Source organism: Paenibacillus tundrae, assembly GCF_030812775.1.
In the GTDB taxonomy this organism is placed as follows: domain Bacteria; phylum Bacillota; class Bacilli; order Paenibacillales; family Paenibacillaceae; genus Paenibacillus; species Paenibacillus tundrae_A.
In genome coordinates this window covers 13910-32010 of record NZ_JAUSTI010000016.1, presented here as the reverse complement: position 1 = coordinate 32010, position 18101 = coordinate 13910, and the positions used below count along the sequence as shown (strand labels likewise).

The following is an 18101-nucleotide window of genomic DNA, read 5'->3' as shown; positions in this document are numbered from 1 at the left end:
GCTGAACAAGGAGGCTATTTCCATTGAATAATGCTCAGGATCGTCATGCCGTTGCCTCGGAAGCAACGGTAGAGAACAACGAGAGTACAGTTACTGCATGGAAGTTTAAGTTTGGCCCTGGAGAAGAAATAGAAGGATACAAAACGGTATCCTCAAATACAATCTATGAAACTTCTCAGGGATTCGGATTTGAACGAGGCTCCATCGTGTACGAGAAACAACGAATTCATGAGAATGAGTCATCACGAGGAGCTAATCGCACTCAAGGTAATGGGGAGCCGGTTAACCTGGCCTCCCAATTACGTTCAAGCTTCTGTATTCCAACGAAAGCTGCCTTTGTCATGGATGTGCCTGATGGCACGTATCAAGTAATGATGATTGCAGGAGATGAGTTGGCCGAGACACGTACTCGTGTCAAAGCTGGGGAAGGCAGACTCATGGTGCCAACCATCCATACGTTGCCAGGACAATGTGCAGAGGTTCGATTCTCCGTCGTTGTTCGAGGGGGAAAGCTTCGCTTATCCTTCTCAGGCCCAGCACCACGAATTAATGCATTGGAAGTTACCCTTGCGAACCAGACCATGACCGTGTTTCTCGCAGGGGATTCCACGGTTACGGATCAACCGGAGAGTGGTTACCCCTACTGTGGTTGGGGGCAGTTGTTGCCTGCTCAATTCAAACACGATGTGGCTGTAGATAATCATGCGCAGTCAGGGCGCAGTTCTCGCAGTTTCATTAATGAAGGACGCTTAGATGCCATTCAGAGGAAGATCAAAGCAGAGGATTTTCTCTTTATTCAATTCGGACATAACGATGAGAAGCCAGATCCGAGTCGTGGAACGAAGCCTTTCACAACCTATAAAGAGCATTTGAAAAAATATATTGATGTCGCCCGTGAGGCAGGGGCTCGTCCAGTGCTGGTTACTCCTGTTCATCGTCGTTATTTTGCAGATGACGGTACGCTGACAGATACGCATGGCGATTATATCGTAGCCGTACGTGAATTAGCGCAAGAGGAGGAAGTGCCGCTGATTGATCTCGCGGAGCGGAGTCGTCTTTTATTTGAGCAGACAGGTATCGAAGGTACCAAAGAGGATTTTATGTGGGTGCTGCCTGGTGAATTTATGAACTTCCCTGCTGGCGTGGAAGATAACACGCATTTTCAAGAACGCGGTGCTCATCGTCTTGCTCAACAAGTGGCAGAAGCCATCCGTGAGTTAAGATTGCAACCATTACAGATGTTCTTGCGGTAGGTGAGACGTCTAGTAGTCAAGCAACGGTTTATCAGAGGCAAGCACTTAGTTGAAGACGAGGAGGTTGGCATAGTGGGAACGAATCAGACGAATGATACGAGCGATAATGCAGGAAATAGCGCAGGGGGAGCAAAAGGCCATACATATTGGGTGATCCCCGATGGATACATTCCTCCAGATAGTAGCGGTGCATTGGAAAGTCATGAGAGCATTTGTGTATTAAACACTGGCACAGAAGATGCTGAACTTGAGATCACCATTTTCTTCGAGGATCGGGAGCCATTGGAGCAGATCGCGGCAACGGTACCTGGACGGAGAACAAAACACATCCGAACAGCCTCATTGCAAGCAAATGGTGAGACGATTCCACTCGGAGTGCCTTACGCTATAACGGTGTCCAGCAATGTGCCGATCATAGTGCAGTACAGTCGTTTGGATACGACGCAGCCTGAATTAGCATTGATGAGTGTTGTTGCTTTTCCGATAGCTTAGATGAATAATGGTGGAACACCGAAAAATGTTAAAACATTAAAATGATAGTATACCAAAAGGCGAACCAATCACCCTCTACTAATACAGGGAATGGCTCGCTTTTTATTTTGAAGCATTATATTTATAGGTGTTTGCATTCATAATGTCGACACGAACGTCCACCTGACCCAACTTGAAATGGGCGAGTGGATCAGCTCGTTTGTTGGCGTGTGTAGCCCACAAGGGATGGTCATGACGATATAGGTACTCCGTCAGGCCATAGGCATCTATTTTCCTCGCTTGTGTATGTTGAAAGGTATGCTTTATCTCATTTTGAATTTGTTGTGCTGCTTCTTGTTCTAGCATGCGTTTGGATTGATGGGTACTATGGTCTTCGGTGATATAAGCCTTAACCATTGTTTTTAGGTCAAATTGAACCCCAGTTCCACTCTTCTTCGCTCGTATCACAGTTCGTGGATCACGGAGCATGAGGGATAGACTGGGTGTTTTTTGCTTGTCCGAATAGACGTAAAGCGGATATTGGTAGACCTTGTTGTAGTTTACATATCTTGCTCCTGCCGCATGATTGGCGTCTACTCTTCCTTGATTCTGCCCACCTGTGATAACGTAAAATCCATTCATTTGCACGAGCGGTGGCTTCCGATCCTGGTTTGTCCATGTGTGATTGGTATTCGTAACAGAGGGAACCAGAACGGTGGCCACGGGTTCTCGGAGCCCATCTAGAAGCTGATGCATCCGAATAGGCTCAAATGCTGAATATTGTTTATATAGCTTGATGGGTTCGAATAATTCAATCGTCTGTTCAGATTGGTTCAGTAGAGCAGAGGAAGAGAGCAAATCCTTCATATCGTCCGTCGTAGCGTAAATCCAAGGCGTATAACGAAGTTGCCCAGAATGCATAAGTGTATTGAAGATATCCTCTAGATGCCCATTGAGTGCATTTTGGGTTAATACGATAGCCTTCACATGGGTCCACAACGTCTGCTGTTGAGAACTGCGGTACAGATCATTAACAGCCATATTCAATGTTGCTCCTTCTCCTTGACCAATCCATATTTGACTTCCTTCACGAGAGGTAGGTCCATCTTGCTTCGCAATATTCGAAAAATCAATGAGTTGCGCATAGGCTACATAGTGATCCTTAATATAATCAATACCCAGCGCAGTGATGAAATTAATGCTCTGAACTTCCTTCGAATCCCAGCATCCAGATAGGGGAATAGACATAATAATGGCGATCAGCCAGAGCCCTATTTTTCGGGTAAGGCATGTCATGAACTGCACAGTGTACTTCATGATTTCCCCTTCTTTCGGGTGGAATCTTGAGTATGCAGAACCTTAGGGCGTTGTTTGCGTTTCAGTGTAGGCAGCATCGATACAGATTGAGTAAAGTCACCAGGAATATAAGGAGATACAGGAGACAGGTACGATACGCCGTAACATTCTAGTGACACCAAGTGTACGATTATGGCGAAGAAACCAATCATGAACCCAAATAGCCCGAGCACAGAAGAGAGAACCAACATGAAAATTCGAATCTGTGAAGTGGCTCCCCCTAGCACGGAATTCACAAGGATATAACTAGAAATGACAGAAATTGCCACAGTAACAATGATGGTGGGGGAGGTAATTCCCGCGCGAATGGCTGCATCTCCGATGATAAGTCCCCCGACGACACTAACGGTCTGTCCTAGTGCCCTGGGAAGTCTACGTCCAGCTTCATTAAATAATTCAAACATAAAGATCATTAAGAAAGCTTCGAGTGTAACCGGCATTGGTAATCCCATTCGGGTACCCGCAATGGTTGCGAGAAGAGGTAGTGGAATCTGCTCTAGATTGAAGCTGGTAAGTCCGATATAGAAGGCAGGAAAAAAGCAGGCGATTAATAGCCCCGCAATACGAAGAATCCGCTCAAAGGTTACGATAAAGAACGGGGTACTCTCGTCTTCGGGGGACTTTAGCTGATTGAATAAGGTAGTAGGTGCAATTGTTGCTACTGGAGAACCTTCGATGAGAACAGCAAAGCGACCGTTAAGTATGGAATCAACGACATAATCAGGACGTTCGGTACTATCTGTTAAAGGAAAAATGCTTTTGATTCCGCCCATAACAGCCCTTTCGACAAGCGAGGTTCCGAGAACACCATCGAGTTCAATCTGATTGAGATTGTTGCGGGCTTCGCTTAGGATATCCGGGTTAATAATATCGCCTATGTACAACAATCCCATAGAGGTTTGTGTCCGGTTACCTTTAACAAATTTCTCGTAACACATGGAGTCACTTTTGAGGCGTTTTCGAATAAGGGCAATGTTGGTACTAAGCTCTTCGGTAAATCCATCGCGGGGCCCTTTGACTGATGTTTCAATAGCGGATTCCTCGGGTGTACGACCTGGAATGGAGGCGATGTCCATGCTATAGGCTTCTTGTTCTTGGCCGAAAAAAACGACAAGTTGACCGCTAAATACAAGGCGATTAATATTGGGAACATCCTGTATATCCGGAATGGAGCTCATGGAGAACCCTAGTTGTGAAGGTAATGGTCTGTCTTCATCGAGTCCAGCTTGCTCTAGTCGAGGAATAACATACTGATTAATCTGTTTGGTATCAGTCAAGCCCTCGCAATACACCAAAATGATTGATAATCCAGCCTGCTGCTTCGAAGGATAAGCTTGAATAACAACGTCAGCACAAGAGTGAAATAGCTGCTGTAATGAAGCAAACAGAGACTCTGGGGACTCGGACTTAATCGGTGTGTGCTCCAAGTTGTTTCCTCCTCTGAGCGCGCGAACTGAACCACGCAGTGAAAGTAGCGACTACAGCAAGGCTACCTAGATATAGCACGTTAACCGGGAAAATAACATGTACGAGCAAAAATTCGAACGTGATATCATCCAAGGGATGTAACATTGTCATGATAAAAACGACAGTGAGTGCGCTAATGGCAGCTTTTCTTGTATAGGCGTTTTTAATATTCCATATCTCCACCACAATATACATACCGAGGGATATCCGTGTAAAAGAGCCTGCGAGCCACTGGTAGATTGAAAAGAAATCCGTTTGGGCAATATATTTGCCCAAGGAAGCAATGCGCCACTCCTCAAAAGCAGGGTAACGCATCTTAGCCGCCTCATAGGGATCGAATTCCACAATGGCTCCGATCAGTGGGCCGAGCGTTAATCCTACAATGATGCAGGCGAGTAATAGATATTGCCACAGTCGAATACGAGAACGAAGGTGGGGCTGAATATACCAGAGAAACAATAACTCAAACATCCCAGCCAGCGAGTATAAGGTTCCATCAATGACAGGAGACCATCCATGCTCAAGCATGGGCATCAAGCGACTGTAATCCTTGTATTGCATATTAACGATAGCTACATAGAAGCCAAGGATAACAACCAGTGGCAGCAGCAATCCAGCTGTGAACGCCATCGTGCGTATACCTTTATAAGCGGTGTAGCCACTCACAGCCATTAAGGCAATGGTCGTCGCGATTAATGGCGTATCCTGAAGATAGTTTGTTTTGGTCCAAGTAGTCGTATCATGCAAAGTGAAATAGATCAGGGACAGAAAGAAGAAGCTGTTCCCTATACGAAACAGCAGACCAATCGGTTTACCGAGATGATTCGATAACCAGTTATTGAAGGTTTGGTGCTCAAGATGTCGGGAGACATACGCTAGCATAAGGGTGAATAATAGAAAGGGACCTGCAGACAGCAGAACGGATATCCACGCATCTCGTTTAGCAGCCGTGAGAAGAGCGGGGATGATCATTACGTGACTGACAAGCCCCACCGTTAACATCATAAGCATTAATGCCTGCAAGAATGAAGGCTGGGTTGGTTTCATGCTGAGAGAACCTCCTGCCTAATAGAGGTTGTTCAAAAAGTGGCGATCTTTATCCCATCTTCTTGGCACCGAAGATCGCTCTCTTTGAACAAGCACTTATAGGATTATCTCAGCAGTGTTTACTTGAATTCTGTCGTTCATACAGGTGAGTGCGTACTGAGGTCAATGTATTTGCTAATTCATCAATGAGCTAACGCTAAATCAGGCTCTGACATTAGGTTCTAACTTGCCTCTTCTACCACTCATGTTGGTGCCAAGAACACCCGCAATAATGAGCATTGCTCCGATAAAATGATAGTCACTAACCGGTTCATGTAGAATCCAAGCCCCGCCTACAATTGAAATTAACGTCGACAGATTGCTGAATACACTCATCTGCGAAGCCTCCAAATGGGTCAGTGCATAACTAGCAAGCAAGGTAGAAATCATGGTTGAAAGTATAGCTAGGTAGGCGATTGAGCCCAGATAAGAACCATCCCCAAGTGGTTTGACATAATCCGATAATGTCCCCATTGAAGTATGGCGAATGACAGCTGTGACGTTGAAGACAATGGCTCCAACCCATAAAGTTACCCACGTCAATTCCATCGGTTTATATTTTTGCGTCAGAGGTCGTGCTAGAACACCATAACCTGCAAAACAAATAGTGGAGAGCAGAAGCAGGGCAATGCCCTTAAAATTGCCGAGAGACATTGCAGTGCCTTTCATCCAAAAGATGTAGATAACACCAGCTACCGATAACATCAGAAACAGCTTTTGCATCGTTGTTGTTCTTTCTTTCAGAAAGACGGAAGCCAGAATAAGCGTGAATACAGGAGCCATGGCTTGGATAATACCAGCTTCTGATGAATTTGATGAGACAAGCCCAAAGGTCTGAAATGCAAAAAATAATACAGGAGACAAAAGCCCAAGTGGGATAATACGCAATAGATCTCGCCACGTGAGTTTAATTCGAATCCATCCCAGAATAACAGGGATACTGACCACTAACAGAGACAGTGCGAATCGGTGTGCTAACACATCAATCGGGTGGGCGATGCTGACTGTCATTTTTGCAAATAAAAAGGATAAGCCAATAATAGCCGCATAGGCAACGGCTGCCACATAGGCAAACCCTTGAGTACGAGTAGGGGATTGTGTCATATCGATTCCTCCGCTTAGTTCATAAGATCATGTTGACCCTCTCAATATACTGCTGGGAAGAACGTGTTACAATGAACAAAAATGCAGATTGTACTGGTACAATTGTGGGGGCGAACTTGGAGTGAAGAAGAAATATGAAGTGATCGCAGAGTCCATACAACGTTGGATTCAGGAGCAAGCTCGCGAGCAGAAGACAGGGCAATGGATGGACAAGGGGATCAGACTTCCAGCAGTACGTGTTTTAGCAGAGCAGCACCAATGTAGCATCAGTACCGTGATTAGAGCGTATGAATGGCTGGAGGAACGACACTTGGTATACGCGATTCCTCAGTCTGGGTATTATGCAGTACAGAATGGAACAGATGTAGATGAATCCGGATGGAATGGCTCACTGGATTTTGCTTCAGCTGCGCCTGATCCACGGGTATTCCCATACTCTGATTTTCGCCATTGTATGGATCTAGCGATGGAGAAGAAACAGGCCGATTTATTCCTATATGGAACGGAAAGGGGGCTCCCTTCGCTCATTCAGTTGGTGCAGAGACAGTTTGCAGATTATCAAGTATTTGCCCATACAGATCAGTTCTTCATTACATCCGGGGTGCAGCAGGCACTTGCAGTACTTGCATTAATGCCTTTTTCAAACGGAAAGCAGCGAGTGTTGCTGGAATTACCAACATATCACAATATGCCATCACTTCTAAGCGGATTAAACGTGCCGATTGCAGGAGTTGAGCGCTCTCTAGGTGGACTCGACTGGGATGAATTAGAACGTCAATTTCGAGAGGGAGACATCAAATTCTTTTATGTCATGCCACGATTTCACAATCCGCTTGGAACTTCACTGACAACGTCGGAGAAGAAAAGGTTAATTCGGCTCGCAATCAGATACGATGTGTACATCGTTGAGGACGATTATTTGGCCGATCTGGAGGATAATTCGAAGCAGGATCCTTTATTTTCTCATGATACAGAGGGACGGGTCATTTATCTGAAAAGCTATTCCAAAATCCTGTTTCCGGGTCTGCGCATAGGGATTGCGATCTTGCCTCCTAAGCTGACCTCTCCCTTCAATATGTACAAAAAAATGCTCGATATTGACACCTCCGTATTGTCTCAGGCCGCACTAGAAGTCTATATTAGCAGTGGCATGTTTGCCCATCACGGTAAAGTGATTCGCAACCGATATGCCGCGCGTATGCATAAGGTTCATGAACAATTAGATACGTACCCGGAATTTAAACCTTTCAAGGAAGCGCCGCGTACAGGAGGGGAGCACACGGTATTGCCTCTTCCGTCCAACATCCCACTTCATGCATTACTGACTCGGTTGGAGCAGCATGGTGTTATGGCTGGGACTACGGAGCGATATTACCCGGAGGGGATGCATGGGGATAAAATGCTACGATTGAACATATCGAACGTGCCGAAACAGCGAATCGAAGAGGGAATGCGAATTATCGCAGAGCAGATTACGAGGTTACATATTGTGCAGCATTAGAATGGATCAGGTAGAAACGTAAAAAAGAGGCGTCGATAAACGGTCACCATCACCGTTTATCGACGCCTCTAAGGCATGTCTGAGAATTTCGAAGGACGCACTACGGCGAGTTTTCAGACACGACTTAGCGTCGTACATTATTCCTGAGCCATCGCTTTAAAGGAAGCTTCGGCTGCTTCTAAGGTTGCTTGTACATCCTCATCCGTATGTGCAGTCGTCAGGAACCATGCTTCATACTTGGATGGAGCCAGATTAATGCCCCGGTTCAACATATGCCGGAAGAAGGAGGCGAACTGTTCTCCATCTGTATCCTGAGCTTGATCATAGTTTGTAACTGGGTGATTACAGAAATGGGTGGAGAAGGCGCCACGGATTCGGTTGATCGTTACATCGATGCCATGGCGATCTGCAGAGGCCTGCAGCCCTGTGGTCAGATCGATTGCAAGGCGTTCCATCTCTTCGTATACACTTTCACCTTGTAACACTTCAAGGCAGGCGATGCCCGCAGAGATCGAAGCTGGATTACCCGCCATCGTTCCTGCTTGATAAGCAGGGCCGAGCGGAGCAACTTGTTCCATGACGTGTTTACGTCCGCCATAAGCACCAATTGGTAGACCGCCACCAATAATTTTACCTAATGCGGTCAGATCCGGTTCAATCTCAGCGTGATTCTCCAGGCCAGCATAGGTCTGAGTAGAGCCGTAGTGGAAACGGAAGGCTGTAATAACCTCATCATAGATGACGAGTGATCCGTTGTCTCGTGTCATCGCGCAGAGCCCTTCGAGGAAGCCAGGTTCTGGCATGACCATACCAAAGTTTCCTACGATCGGTTCAACCATTACCGCGGCAACATCGTCACCCCAACGCTCCAGAGCGTCTCTCAGGGCATCCAGATCGTTAAAGGGAACCGTAATAACCTCATGGGCAATACTCGTTGGAATACCTGCGCTATCCGGAATACCAAGCGTGGATGGACCAGAGCCGGCTGCTACTAATACGAGATCGGAGTGTCCGTGATAACAGCCAGCGAATTTTACAATTTTGTTGCGTTTGGTATATGCACGTGCTACACGAATCGTTGTCATGACAGCTTCGGTACCAGAGTTCACAAAACGAACTTTATCCATGGAAGGAATCGCTTCTTTTAACATTTTGGCCAGATGAATTTCAAGCTCGGTTGGTGTTCCGTACAGAATTCCATTGGCAGCTGCTTTTGTAATGGCCTCTGTGATATGAGGATGGGCATGTCCTGTAATAATAGGGCCGTAAGCTGCGAGGTAATCAATATATTTGTTGTCATCAACATCCCAGAAATGAGCACCTTGTGCCTTTTTCATGAATACGGGTGCACCACCGCCAACGGCTTTGAAAGAACGAGACGGGCTATTAACGCCACCAACGATATGTTGAAGTGCTTCTTCATATAAAACTTCGGAACGTGAGCGAGATGGGAATGAATTCATGGGAAAACTCCTTTCGATAATGGGTTGTATGTTACCTATTCATAGCACAACACAGCGAGAGGGCAGCGTAATAGCTGCCCTCTACGTGTTTCTACTTCGAAGTTGTTACTGTGCTGGCTGTTCGGAGGATTTGGGTTCGTCCCCGCTAGCCGTTTTATCTTCTGTTACCGTGCTGCTGTCTTCAGGCTCAGCAGGTGGATGAATGATATCCTGAATGTGCTGTTTGAGTTTCTCTTCGTTCGTAACAGTTAACACTTGTGCTCCACCGGCTGTGCGCTCTTCCTTGAGCATGTTCATTGGTGGAATCTGTTCACTGCCGTTCATGCTGCTCTGATATCCGAGTCCACCTAGCTTCCACATATCGGAAAGGGTGAGATTCGTATCGACATAAGGGCTAACCTCTTCCAAAATGGAAGGTAATTTCGCAATGGTGGTTGTCGACTGCATCTTCGCAGCAACCGCCTTGAGGAACTCGCGTTGGCGTTCTGAGCGAGCGAAGTCTGACATCGCATCATGACGGAAGCGCACATACATCAGAGCCGTATTTCCATCTAGGTGCTGATAACCTTTTTTGAGATCAATGTCATATTCGTTATTGTCTGCTTTACTTGTATAATGCATGTCCTTCTCTACGTCAAAATCCACACCGCCAACGGCATCCACTAATTTAATGAATCCTTGGAAATCCGTATACACATAATACTGAACAGGGATGCCGAGTAAGTCACTGGCGGCTTTCATTGCAGTGTTAGGACCATGTGTAATCGCGGTGTTAATACGCTCTTTACCGTGACCGTCTATATTCATATAAGTGTCTCGCAGAATGGAGAACAGATTGATTTTTTTGGTAAGTGGATCGAGTGATACCACCATCATGCTGTCTGAACGGGGAACTTCGCCTTTGGCTAATCCACGAGCATCGACACCCATAACCAAAATATTAACTGTGTCGGTTCCTTCCCACTTCGGAGGGTCAGGGGCGTTCACTTTTTCAACATTTTCGATACCGGCAAACGGAGATTCGTCGCCTTCCTTTTGCAAACCATTCAACTGATTGAGAATAGAACCGAAATAAAATGCCGCAGCTCCACCAACAATCAATACGAAGGCGGCAAGAGATATCCATATGGTTCTCTTCGTCTTTCTGGTCATGCTAGCTCTCCTTTGTATTCAAAATGAATTAAAAATTAGTCCGATGATCATCTAGCCGAAGTTTTCCGCGCACGATCCCATTCACAGATGCGAGAGAGGACGCTCCTCACACTATTTTAAAGCTTGCTGAATTTCGACTGATACTATTATAATTTCTTTTTGGGCTACAAGCAATTTCAACAAAATCCAAGTGAGGTATAAACATGCTGGCGATTGATGTCAAAGATTTACGCAAGTCGTTTAGCGTTCAGAAGAGCCGTGGAGGGCTCAAGGGCGCGTTTCAAGACCTGTTTGCACGTCAATACCAGGAGGTATTGGCTGTAAACGACATTTCGTTTCAAATACCGCAAGGCGAAATTTGCGGATATATCGGGGAGAACGGTGCCGGCAAATCTACAACAATTAAGATGTTGACCGGCATTTTGGTGCCTACTTCAGGCCAAATATCAGTTGGTGGATATGTTCCATATCTGGAACGGGAGAAGTTTGTACAGAACATTGGCGTCGTTTTTGGTCAGCGGAGTCAACTGTGGTGGGATATTGGTGTTATCGAATCTTTCCACCTGCTACGCAAAGTATACCGTGTAGGTGAGGTCGATTTCCGCAAAAGACTGGATGAGCTTGTTGAACGTCTACAACTTCAAGACCTGCTCAGCCGTCCAGTACGTAAGCTTAGTCTTGGACAGCGCATGCGCTGTGAGTTAGTAGCAGCCTTGCTACATAATCCAGGCATTGTATTTTTGGATGAACCTACGATTGGGCTTGATATTGTCGTGAAGTCCGAGATTCGGGAATTCTTGAAAGACATGAATAAGGAACACGGTACAACCATTCTGCTGACTACACACGATCTTCAGGATATTGAGGCCCTTTGTTCAAGAGTTATCATGCTGGACGCAGGAAATATCATCTATGACGGTGGCTTGGATCATCTGAAGTCCCAATGGGGAACGGAGCGAGAGATCCGCTTCAAGTTCGGCACAGCACACACGATGAGCCAAATGCAGGAATGGACTGCGGCAATGCCTGTACGCTGGACAGTGGAGAATGAGCTGTCGGCATCGGTATGGATTCCATTGGAGCTTAATGTATCCGACGTGCTTGGAAGGGTTGTCGGACAGGCTGATATTACCGATATTCAGATTGTTGAGATTAATACGGATGAGATTGTACGTAGTATCTATCAATCCGGTTCTGCTGAGCGCCCTGAAATTGTAGCGGCAAGCAACGAAGCGGTGGGTGTATCTTAGATGAACAGTGCATTTATTGATTTTATGCGCATTCGTTTTCTAACGATGCTGGCATACCGGGTGAATTATTATTCCGGCATTTTGATATATACGCTGAATATCGGCGTGTATTACTTTACCTGGCAAGCCATTTATGGAGGCAGCGGAGAAATTGGCGGCTTCACGGCTGCTCAAATGACGACGTATGTCGCCGTGTCATGGATGGCGCGGGCATTTTATTTTAACAACCTGGATCGGGAGATTGCGGCCGACATTCGTGATGGCTCCATTGCGATTCAATTCATCAGGCCGATTAACTATGTCATGGTCAAAATGATGCAAGGACTTGGGGAAGGTATTTTCCGTTTCTTGCTGCTCATGATACCAGGCATGTTGATAGCTATTCTTCTCTTCCCGGTGGAGTTACCTACTGCACCTTCGGCGTGGATCGGTTTTCTCGTGATGCTGTTCTTCAGTTTCTTGATTAACTCCCAGATTAACGTCATTACGGGACTTGCGGCATTCTTTGTGGAAAACAACGAAGGTATGATGCGCATGAAACGGGTTGTAGTAGATCTGTTCTCTGGTCTAATTATTCCGATCAGCTTGTATCCAGATTGGCTGTCAACCATTATGAAGCTGCTGCCTTTCCAAGCAATTACGTATCTGCCCGGCTCTGTATTTACAGGAAGAGTGGAAGGCACAGGCATATGGAATGTACTCGGTATTCAGGTGCTGTGGTTTGTGTTGCTGCTGATTCCGATGATGCTGATCTGGCGGCAAGCGCGTAAGCGTTTGTTCGTGCAAGGGGGTTAACGGAATGTATTATTTAAGTTTAATCGGAGAATATCTCAAAAATTATATGAAAACAAGGCTCACCTATCGTGCCGACTTCTGGGTTGAAATTATATCGGATCTGTTGTTCCAGGCAACGAATCTGATCTTTATCTTTGTTGTATTCCGTCATACGGATAACTTAGGTGGCTGGAGTGAGAGTGAAGTTCTCTTTGTATATGGTTACTTTATGGTGCCGTATGGTATTTTTAGCTGCTTCGTTAATCTGTGGGGGTTCAGTGAGCGCTATATTGTCAAAGGTGAGATGGATCGCATATTGACTCGACCTGCGCATAATCTGTTCCAGATCTTGCTGGAGAATGTCGATCCACCGGCGCTGGTTGGTTCGTTCATTGGTCTGATTATCATGGGCATAAGCGGAGCGGAAATGGGTCTGGTACTGGAGTGGTGGCATATTCCGGCTCTGATCATTCTGGCACTAAGTTCAGTCATGATCTACACTGGAATATACACGATTCTGACCTCGCTCTCGTTTTATTCAGACGCACCTACAGGAATCCTTCCTTTGATGTACAACATTCAAGGGTATGGTCGTTATCCAGTAACGATCTACAATCGTGCGATTCAGGTGCTGTTAACTTGGATTATTCCATTTGCCTTTGTGGGCATCTATCCAGCAGCGCTTTTCCTGGAACGATCGGAGATGCATCGTATGGCACTGCTAACACCAGTCGTGGGACTGGTGTTCGGCTCAGTGGGCTTACTTCTATGGAATTTTGGCGTGAAACGCTATCGCGGAGCAGGTTCGTAATTTATAACGTGTGAAGATTAGGGAGGAATTGAGATGACTGTAACTGTAGGCGAGATGGCTCCTGATTTTGAACTTCCGTCCAGTACGGGAGAGAATGTGAAGTTGTCCGATTATCGCGGAAAGCGAGTAGTGCTGTATTTCTATCCTAAAGATATGACCTCTTCTTGTACACAGCAGGCCTGTGATTTCCGAGATCGACATGAAGAGTTTCAAGGGTTGAATACGGTCATCTTGGGCATCAGTACAGATCCAATGAAGCAGCACGACAAATTCATTGCTAAGCATGGACTGCCATTTGCCTTGCTATCGGATGAGGAGCATCGGGTTGCGGAACAGTATGGTGTATGGCAACTTAAGAAGATGTATGGCAAGGAATATATGGGCATCGTACGCTCCACCTTTTTGATCGATGAAGAAGGGAAATTGATGAAGGATTGGTCCAAAGTGCGAGTAAAGGGACATATTGAAGCTGCACTTGAAGCGGTTAGGGAGTTATCGAGCTAGTACAGAGGGACGAATTATGCAAAGGCATAACAAAAGGCTGTGTTTTGGGAATGAATATTCCTGGGACACGGCTTTTTTTGTCAATCAGTCCACCAATTTATAGTAGAGAGGCGAGATTATTATTGCTCCATCACTTTTAACACTGCAAGTTGGTGACTGTATATCCACATTTACACCAGATTTAATTCTGTTTAGACTTGCCATGTCGGATTCGGTGAATCAATAGCAGTAGTAACGGGATGAGAAATCCTGTCGTAATATCCCACATAAGCCAACTGTCAGCGGTGATTACCATATAGTACAGCACATTGGGAGCGAGTAGGACTGCCATCGAAAAGAAGAGCATGGAGGACGGTAGAATAAGCATTTTATGACTTTTGAGTTGGAACAGTTGAGCGATTCCGGCCACAAACGAATACATGTACAACAGGCTTTTGAAGTAGGTAGAGATTAGCCAAGCCGAAGCCATCATCGCCTCAATACGAAGAAACGAACCTCCAACGTTAATTTTTTTGGACAAGAAATAAGAGATGTAGATGTTATGTTGGGTAATAAAAGAACCTGTAACTGCTAATGACAACAAAACGAGAAGCGTGAGCATGATACCCGCCGTCAGGGAAGAGAGTAACAAGTCTCGCTTGAGATGGGTCTTTTTGTGGACATAAGGAATAACCATCATAAGTGCAAGTATATCTCCAAAAGGAGAAAAGGCACCTACCGTAACGCCCTTCCAGAACTCGAGAGGGCTTGAGTCAAGAACAGGTTTGAGACGAGATAACTCAAATTGTGGCAAGAGACCAAGGAGCAGGATGAGCATGAACACCACAAAGATAGGCAACAGAATCTCGCTGGTGGCACCGATACTGCTGATTCCTTTGAGAAGAGCCCAGGTCAGTGCTGCCACCATCAAAATGATAATTGCTCGAATTGGGGTTGCAATATAAATCTTCGTAGTCAAGAAATCTCCGACTTCCCTTATACATGTAAAGGCGATCATGGCAAAGTAAAATAGATAGGCTATAGTGAAAATAGTTCCTATCCATTTCCCAAGGATCTTCATACAGATCTGAACAAAATTTAGCTCAGGGTGAGTGCGATGAAGTTTATAGAACACATACACAACCAGTAGACCTATAGGCTGACTCACAATTGAAGCTAGCCATGCATCCTGCTTCGCGGAGGCAGCAATCATTGATGGGTAGATCAAGGTCATATCGCCAAGAATGACTAGGAAGGTGAGTGCTGTGAACTGTTTAAGTGTAAGCGTCTCTTTGTTCATACCCGAACTCCTTTAAGCGCTCATGATTTTCAGGCTGACTGTTCATGATTTCTTTTGATGAGAAAATGATTTGATCCAATGAATCACAAGAAGCAATCCTGGAAAGATAATGCCTATCGTAGTATCCCAATCCACCCAATACGGAACGACAGTTATAATGATATACGTAATTCCAGGCGCGATCACATTGGATAACCCAAAGATCAGTAGACCTGTAGGTAAAATAAGGTTTCTATATTGTTTCATATTGAATAGTTCGGCGGTGCCTAGCACAAAGACATAAAGATAGATGCATGCTTTAAAATAAGTCGAGATTAACCACGCTGACGCCATTAGGGCTTCAATACGTTGAAAAAAATCACCGATATTAATCTTTTGTGACAAGATGAAGGATGCATAGATATTATGCTGTGTGAGAAAAGCACCTAGAACAAGCATAGAGATCGTGACCAGAGATGAGAGGATGAGATTTCCGATGCCTGCAGCCAGAATGATATCTAGGCTTCGATGAGAAGTTTTGGCTGTATAAGGAAGAAGCATAAGAATGGGGACAGCTTCACCTATTGGATAAATGATACTAACCAAGATACCCTGAGCAAAGGAAACACTGCTATTTTCTCTAATTGGCTTCAGATTGCTTACTTCGACTTGGGGTAATAGGCAGACAACAAGAACAATAATGAATATAATCAGCACGGGCAGTAGAAGCTCACTTGATCGTCCAAGTGATTCCAGACCGTGAATAACAGCCCACACAATAGCAACGGTAAACAACAATATGACGACACGAATCGGAGTGGTTTGGAAAATTTGAGTTGTCATGAAGTCCCCGACCTCTCGGGTCTGGGTTGCAGCTCCAACCATAAAAAAATACAAGTAAAAGAGTGCCAGCAATGTTCCGGGCCAATATCCCAGGATAGATCTGGAGATGGACACAAGGTTCTGACCTGGATAGGCGTTACCTAGTTTAATGAACATAGCCATGAGACCCATCCCTAACGGGATGCCGATCAGAGCACAGATCCAAGCATCCTGCTTCGCATAGGACGTAATTACGGAAGGATAGATCATCATCATGTCGCCAACGACCATCATGATCGTTAGCGTAGCCAATTGTCTCGTTCCAAGCCGCCCTTGCTCAAGCATACATTCACTCCCTTTTAACTAAGTACCTGTCATTCGAGCTAATAACTGATTGATTGGTTCATAGATCCAGACAATGAGCTTTAAGGGACTCGGAAATTCCCACAGATTGACCGCAATGACACTAAACGTGATGCCTGCTAGCAGTAAGACACTATAGACAGCGGTTTCTTTCCATTGCCTGCTCTTAAAGAGGGTAGGGAGGTCAATCCAACCAATGATGATTCCAATCACTACCGCAATAATGGAGAGCACCATAAGATATTTTCACTCCTTTAACTCATTTTGGAATGAGTCATCCAATGTTCCTACACGTCTGATTTGTGAATTTGCTTCATATTTAACCTCAAGGTCTTCGAAATGTTGGTCCCAATTTCCCTCCACTTTTTTGAAGTATTTAGGGTTAGACTGATATATCTCTTGCCCGAATCCGAAGATATCCACATGGAATTTGCGTCGCACGGAATTGACCGAATTTTTCATTAACTCAACGAGACGCTCCTCTGATAGTTTCTCTAATTCACGGATGGCTGTCATAGAACCAATCTGAAATTTGCACTCCACCGAGCCAATGGAAGAAACGTTTTTGACTTTAAGATTCATGACTGGTTCTCCACGCGTAAATTTTACTTTACGATCGGTTGAGGTGCGGAGGGTCTTCATCGTTACCGTGCCCTCCGTCTTAGGACAATCCACATGACCAACAGTCGTTTTGACATTACCTTTAACATAATTGAATCCTTTGGACTCTTCTTCAGTTAACCAACCAATCAGTTTGTCCTTTTTAAAGACAGATAGTCCAGTTGTATTGAGGCGTGCGGATACCTCGATACTCTCGATATTACTCTTTTCCCCGCTTTTGCTACGATTCCCTATAATCTCTACTCCAGTAATCACGGGCTGTATACCTGGGGATAGCATCGTATCCATCAGTTCGTCTCCCGTTACCGTAGTCGTAGGTGACCAGATCTTGGCGGAGACATCAAGCGAATTAAATAACTTTTCGGCAGGAATGTTCTCAAGGGGTGTAAGCAGGTCGAGAACGTTAGAAGCTTGGGTCTTTCTTGCGACCATAACGTAATAATCAGGACGAACGGTAGGTTCGCGCATGAGTGCTTCCATTACGTCATATATCCCTTCTTCACGGGCATATTCCTCTCCAAAGACAAGTATACGGACATGCGACATGAAGATCCGGCGAGGACTTGTTTCGGTCAACTTTTGGATAGCTTCCAGCATAGAGTCTGCTGTGGCTTGGTACTGTGTAACCGGTGTACCTCTTCCTCCACCAGATTTGGAAGAGATTTCGCTGGGGACAACAACTTGAGCACTAACTTTTATTTTGTCGCCCTCCTTATCAATACCTAGACCAAGCATAATACCAAGTTGGTTAAGTTCCTGACGATCCCAACATCCAGTTAGGAGAGGGAGCACTACAAGAAAGCAGGATATAAGGCGTAAGGATGTCTTCATGTCATGTTCTCCTG

General features: G+C 45.4%; 17 protein-coding genes. 7 read left to right on the top strand and 10 right to left on the bottom strand.

The genetic code is table 11. The features are described from left to right. Window positions 1–23 precede the first annotated feature (23 nt). Both J2T19_RS28225 and J2T19_RS22415 read left to right on the top strand, forming a co-directional pair. Complete coding sequence (locus J2T19_RS28225) at window positions 24–1253, top strand: rhamnogalacturonan acetylesterase (protein WP_307219749.1); 1230 nt, start codon at window positions 24–26, stop codon at window positions 1251–1253. 72 nt (window positions 1254–1325) lie between these two features. After that, window positions 1326–1745, top strand: coding sequence for a sensory rhodopsin transducer (locus J2T19_RS22415; RefSeq protein ID WP_307219747.1), 420 nt, complete (start codon window positions 1326–1328; stop codon window positions 1743–1745). A gap of 102 nt (window positions 1746–1847) precedes the next feature. On the opposite strand, the gene J2T19_RS22410 is transcribed toward J2T19_RS22415, so the two are convergent. From J2T19_RS22410 to J2T19_RS22395, 4 genes are all read right to left on the bottom strand, one after another. Further along, window positions 1848–3041 carry a Ger(x)C family spore germination protein gene (locus tag J2T19_RS22410; protein WP_307219745.1) on the bottom strand — a complete coding sequence of 398 codons (1194 nt, stop codon included), beginning with the start codon at window positions 3039–3041 and terminating at the stop codon, window positions 1848–1850. Continuing rightward, a complete protein-coding gene (locus J2T19_RS22405; protein WP_307219742.1) occupies window positions 3038–4507 on the bottom strand; it encodes a spore germination protein in 1470 nt (489 codons plus the stop codon). Before J2T19_RS22405 ends, J2T19_RS22410 begins: the two co-directional genes overlap by 4 nt. Next, complete coding sequence (locus J2T19_RS22400) at window positions 4488–5594, bottom strand: GerAB/ArcD/ProY family transporter (protein WP_307219740.1); 1107 nt, start codon at window positions 5592–5594, stop codon at window positions 4488–4490. Before J2T19_RS22400 ends, J2T19_RS22405 begins: the two co-directional genes overlap by 20 nt. A gap of 201 nt (window positions 5595–5795) precedes the next feature. Then, window positions 5796–6737 (bottom strand): DMT family transporter, encoded by a 942-nt coding sequence (locus tag J2T19_RS22395; protein WP_307219738.1) that lies wholly within the window; start codon window positions 6735–6737, stop codon window positions 5796–5798. Window positions 6738–6858: 121 nt separating this feature from the next. Between J2T19_RS22395 and J2T19_RS22390 the strand changes: the two genes are divergently transcribed. Next, window positions 6859–8238 carry an aminotransferase-like domain-containing protein gene (locus tag J2T19_RS22390; protein WP_307219736.1) on the top strand — a complete coding sequence of 460 codons (1380 nt, stop codon included), beginning with the start codon at window positions 6859–6861 and terminating at the stop codon, window positions 8236–8238. Window positions 8239–8375: 137 nt separating this feature from the next. Here J2T19_RS22390 and J2T19_RS22385 read toward each other — a convergent pair whose 3' ends face one another. After that, the gene (locus J2T19_RS22385; RefSeq protein WP_307219734.1) at window positions 8376–9701 is read right to left on the bottom strand and encodes a glutamate-1-semialdehyde 2,1-aminomutase; all 1326 of its coding nucleotides are present in this window, start codon (window positions 9699–9701) and stop codon (window positions 8376–8378) included. A gap of 105 nt (window positions 9702–9806) precedes the next feature. Next, window positions 9807–10853: an LCP family protein gene (locus J2T19_RS22380; protein ID WP_307219732.1), complete on the bottom strand. Its 1047-nt coding sequence runs from the start codon at window positions 10851–10853 to the stop codon at window positions 9807–9809. Between the two features lie 203 nt (window positions 10854–11056). On the opposite strand from J2T19_RS22380, the gene J2T19_RS22375 reads away from it, so the two are divergent. From J2T19_RS22375 to bcp, 4 genes are read left to right on the top strand one after another with little or no spacing between them, the layout of a single operon-like run. Further along, the gene (locus tag J2T19_RS22375; RefSeq protein WP_307219729.1) at window positions 11057–12103 is read left to right on the top strand and encodes an ABC transporter ATP-binding protein; all 1047 of its coding nucleotides are present in this window, start codon (window positions 11057–11059) and stop codon (window positions 12101–12103) included. Then, window positions 12104–12898, top strand: coding sequence for an ABC transporter permease (locus tag J2T19_RS22370; RefSeq protein ID WP_056699805.1), 795 nt, complete (start codon window positions 12104–12106; stop codon window positions 12896–12898). 4 nt (window positions 12899–12902) lie between these two features. Then, window positions 12903–13688 carry an ABC transporter permease gene (locus tag J2T19_RS22365; protein ID WP_307219727.1) on the top strand — a complete coding sequence of 262 codons (786 nt, stop codon included), beginning with the start codon at window positions 12903–12905 and terminating at the stop codon, window positions 13686–13688. A gap of 33 nt (window positions 13689–13721) precedes the next feature. Then, window positions 13722–14192: a thioredoxin-dependent thiol peroxidase gene (gene bcp / locus J2T19_RS22360; RefSeq protein ID WP_307219725.1), complete on the top strand. Its 471-nt coding sequence runs from the start codon at window positions 13722–13724 to the stop codon at window positions 14190–14192. A 181-nt stretch (window positions 14193–14373) separates the two neighbouring features. Here bcp and J2T19_RS22355 read toward each other — a convergent pair whose 3' ends face one another. The 4 genes from J2T19_RS22355 to J2T19_RS22340 are packed head-to-tail and all read right to left on the bottom strand — an operon-like array spanning window position 14374 to window position 18087. After that, window positions 14374–15471, bottom strand: coding sequence for a GerAB/ArcD/ProY family transporter (locus J2T19_RS22355; protein ID WP_307219723.1), 1098 nt, complete (start codon window positions 15469–15471; stop codon window positions 14374–14376). 42 nt (window positions 15472–15513) lie between these two features. Next, a complete protein-coding gene (locus J2T19_RS22350) occupies window positions 15514–16617 on the bottom strand; it encodes a GerAB/ArcD/ProY family transporter (RefSeq protein ID WP_307219721.1) in 1104 nt (367 codons plus the stop codon). A gap of 18 nt (window positions 16618–16635) precedes the next feature. Next, complete coding sequence (locus J2T19_RS22345; RefSeq protein ID WP_307219719.1) at window positions 16636–16872, bottom strand: hypothetical protein; 237 nt, start codon at window positions 16870–16872, stop codon at window positions 16636–16638. 9 nt (window positions 16873–16881) lie between these two features. Then, window positions 16882–18087 (bottom strand): Ger(x)C family spore germination protein, encoded by a 1206-nt coding sequence (locus J2T19_RS22340; protein ID WP_307219716.1) that lies wholly within the window; start codon window positions 18085–18087, stop codon window positions 16882–16884. Between the last annotated feature and the right edge of the window lie 14 nt (window positions 18088–18101).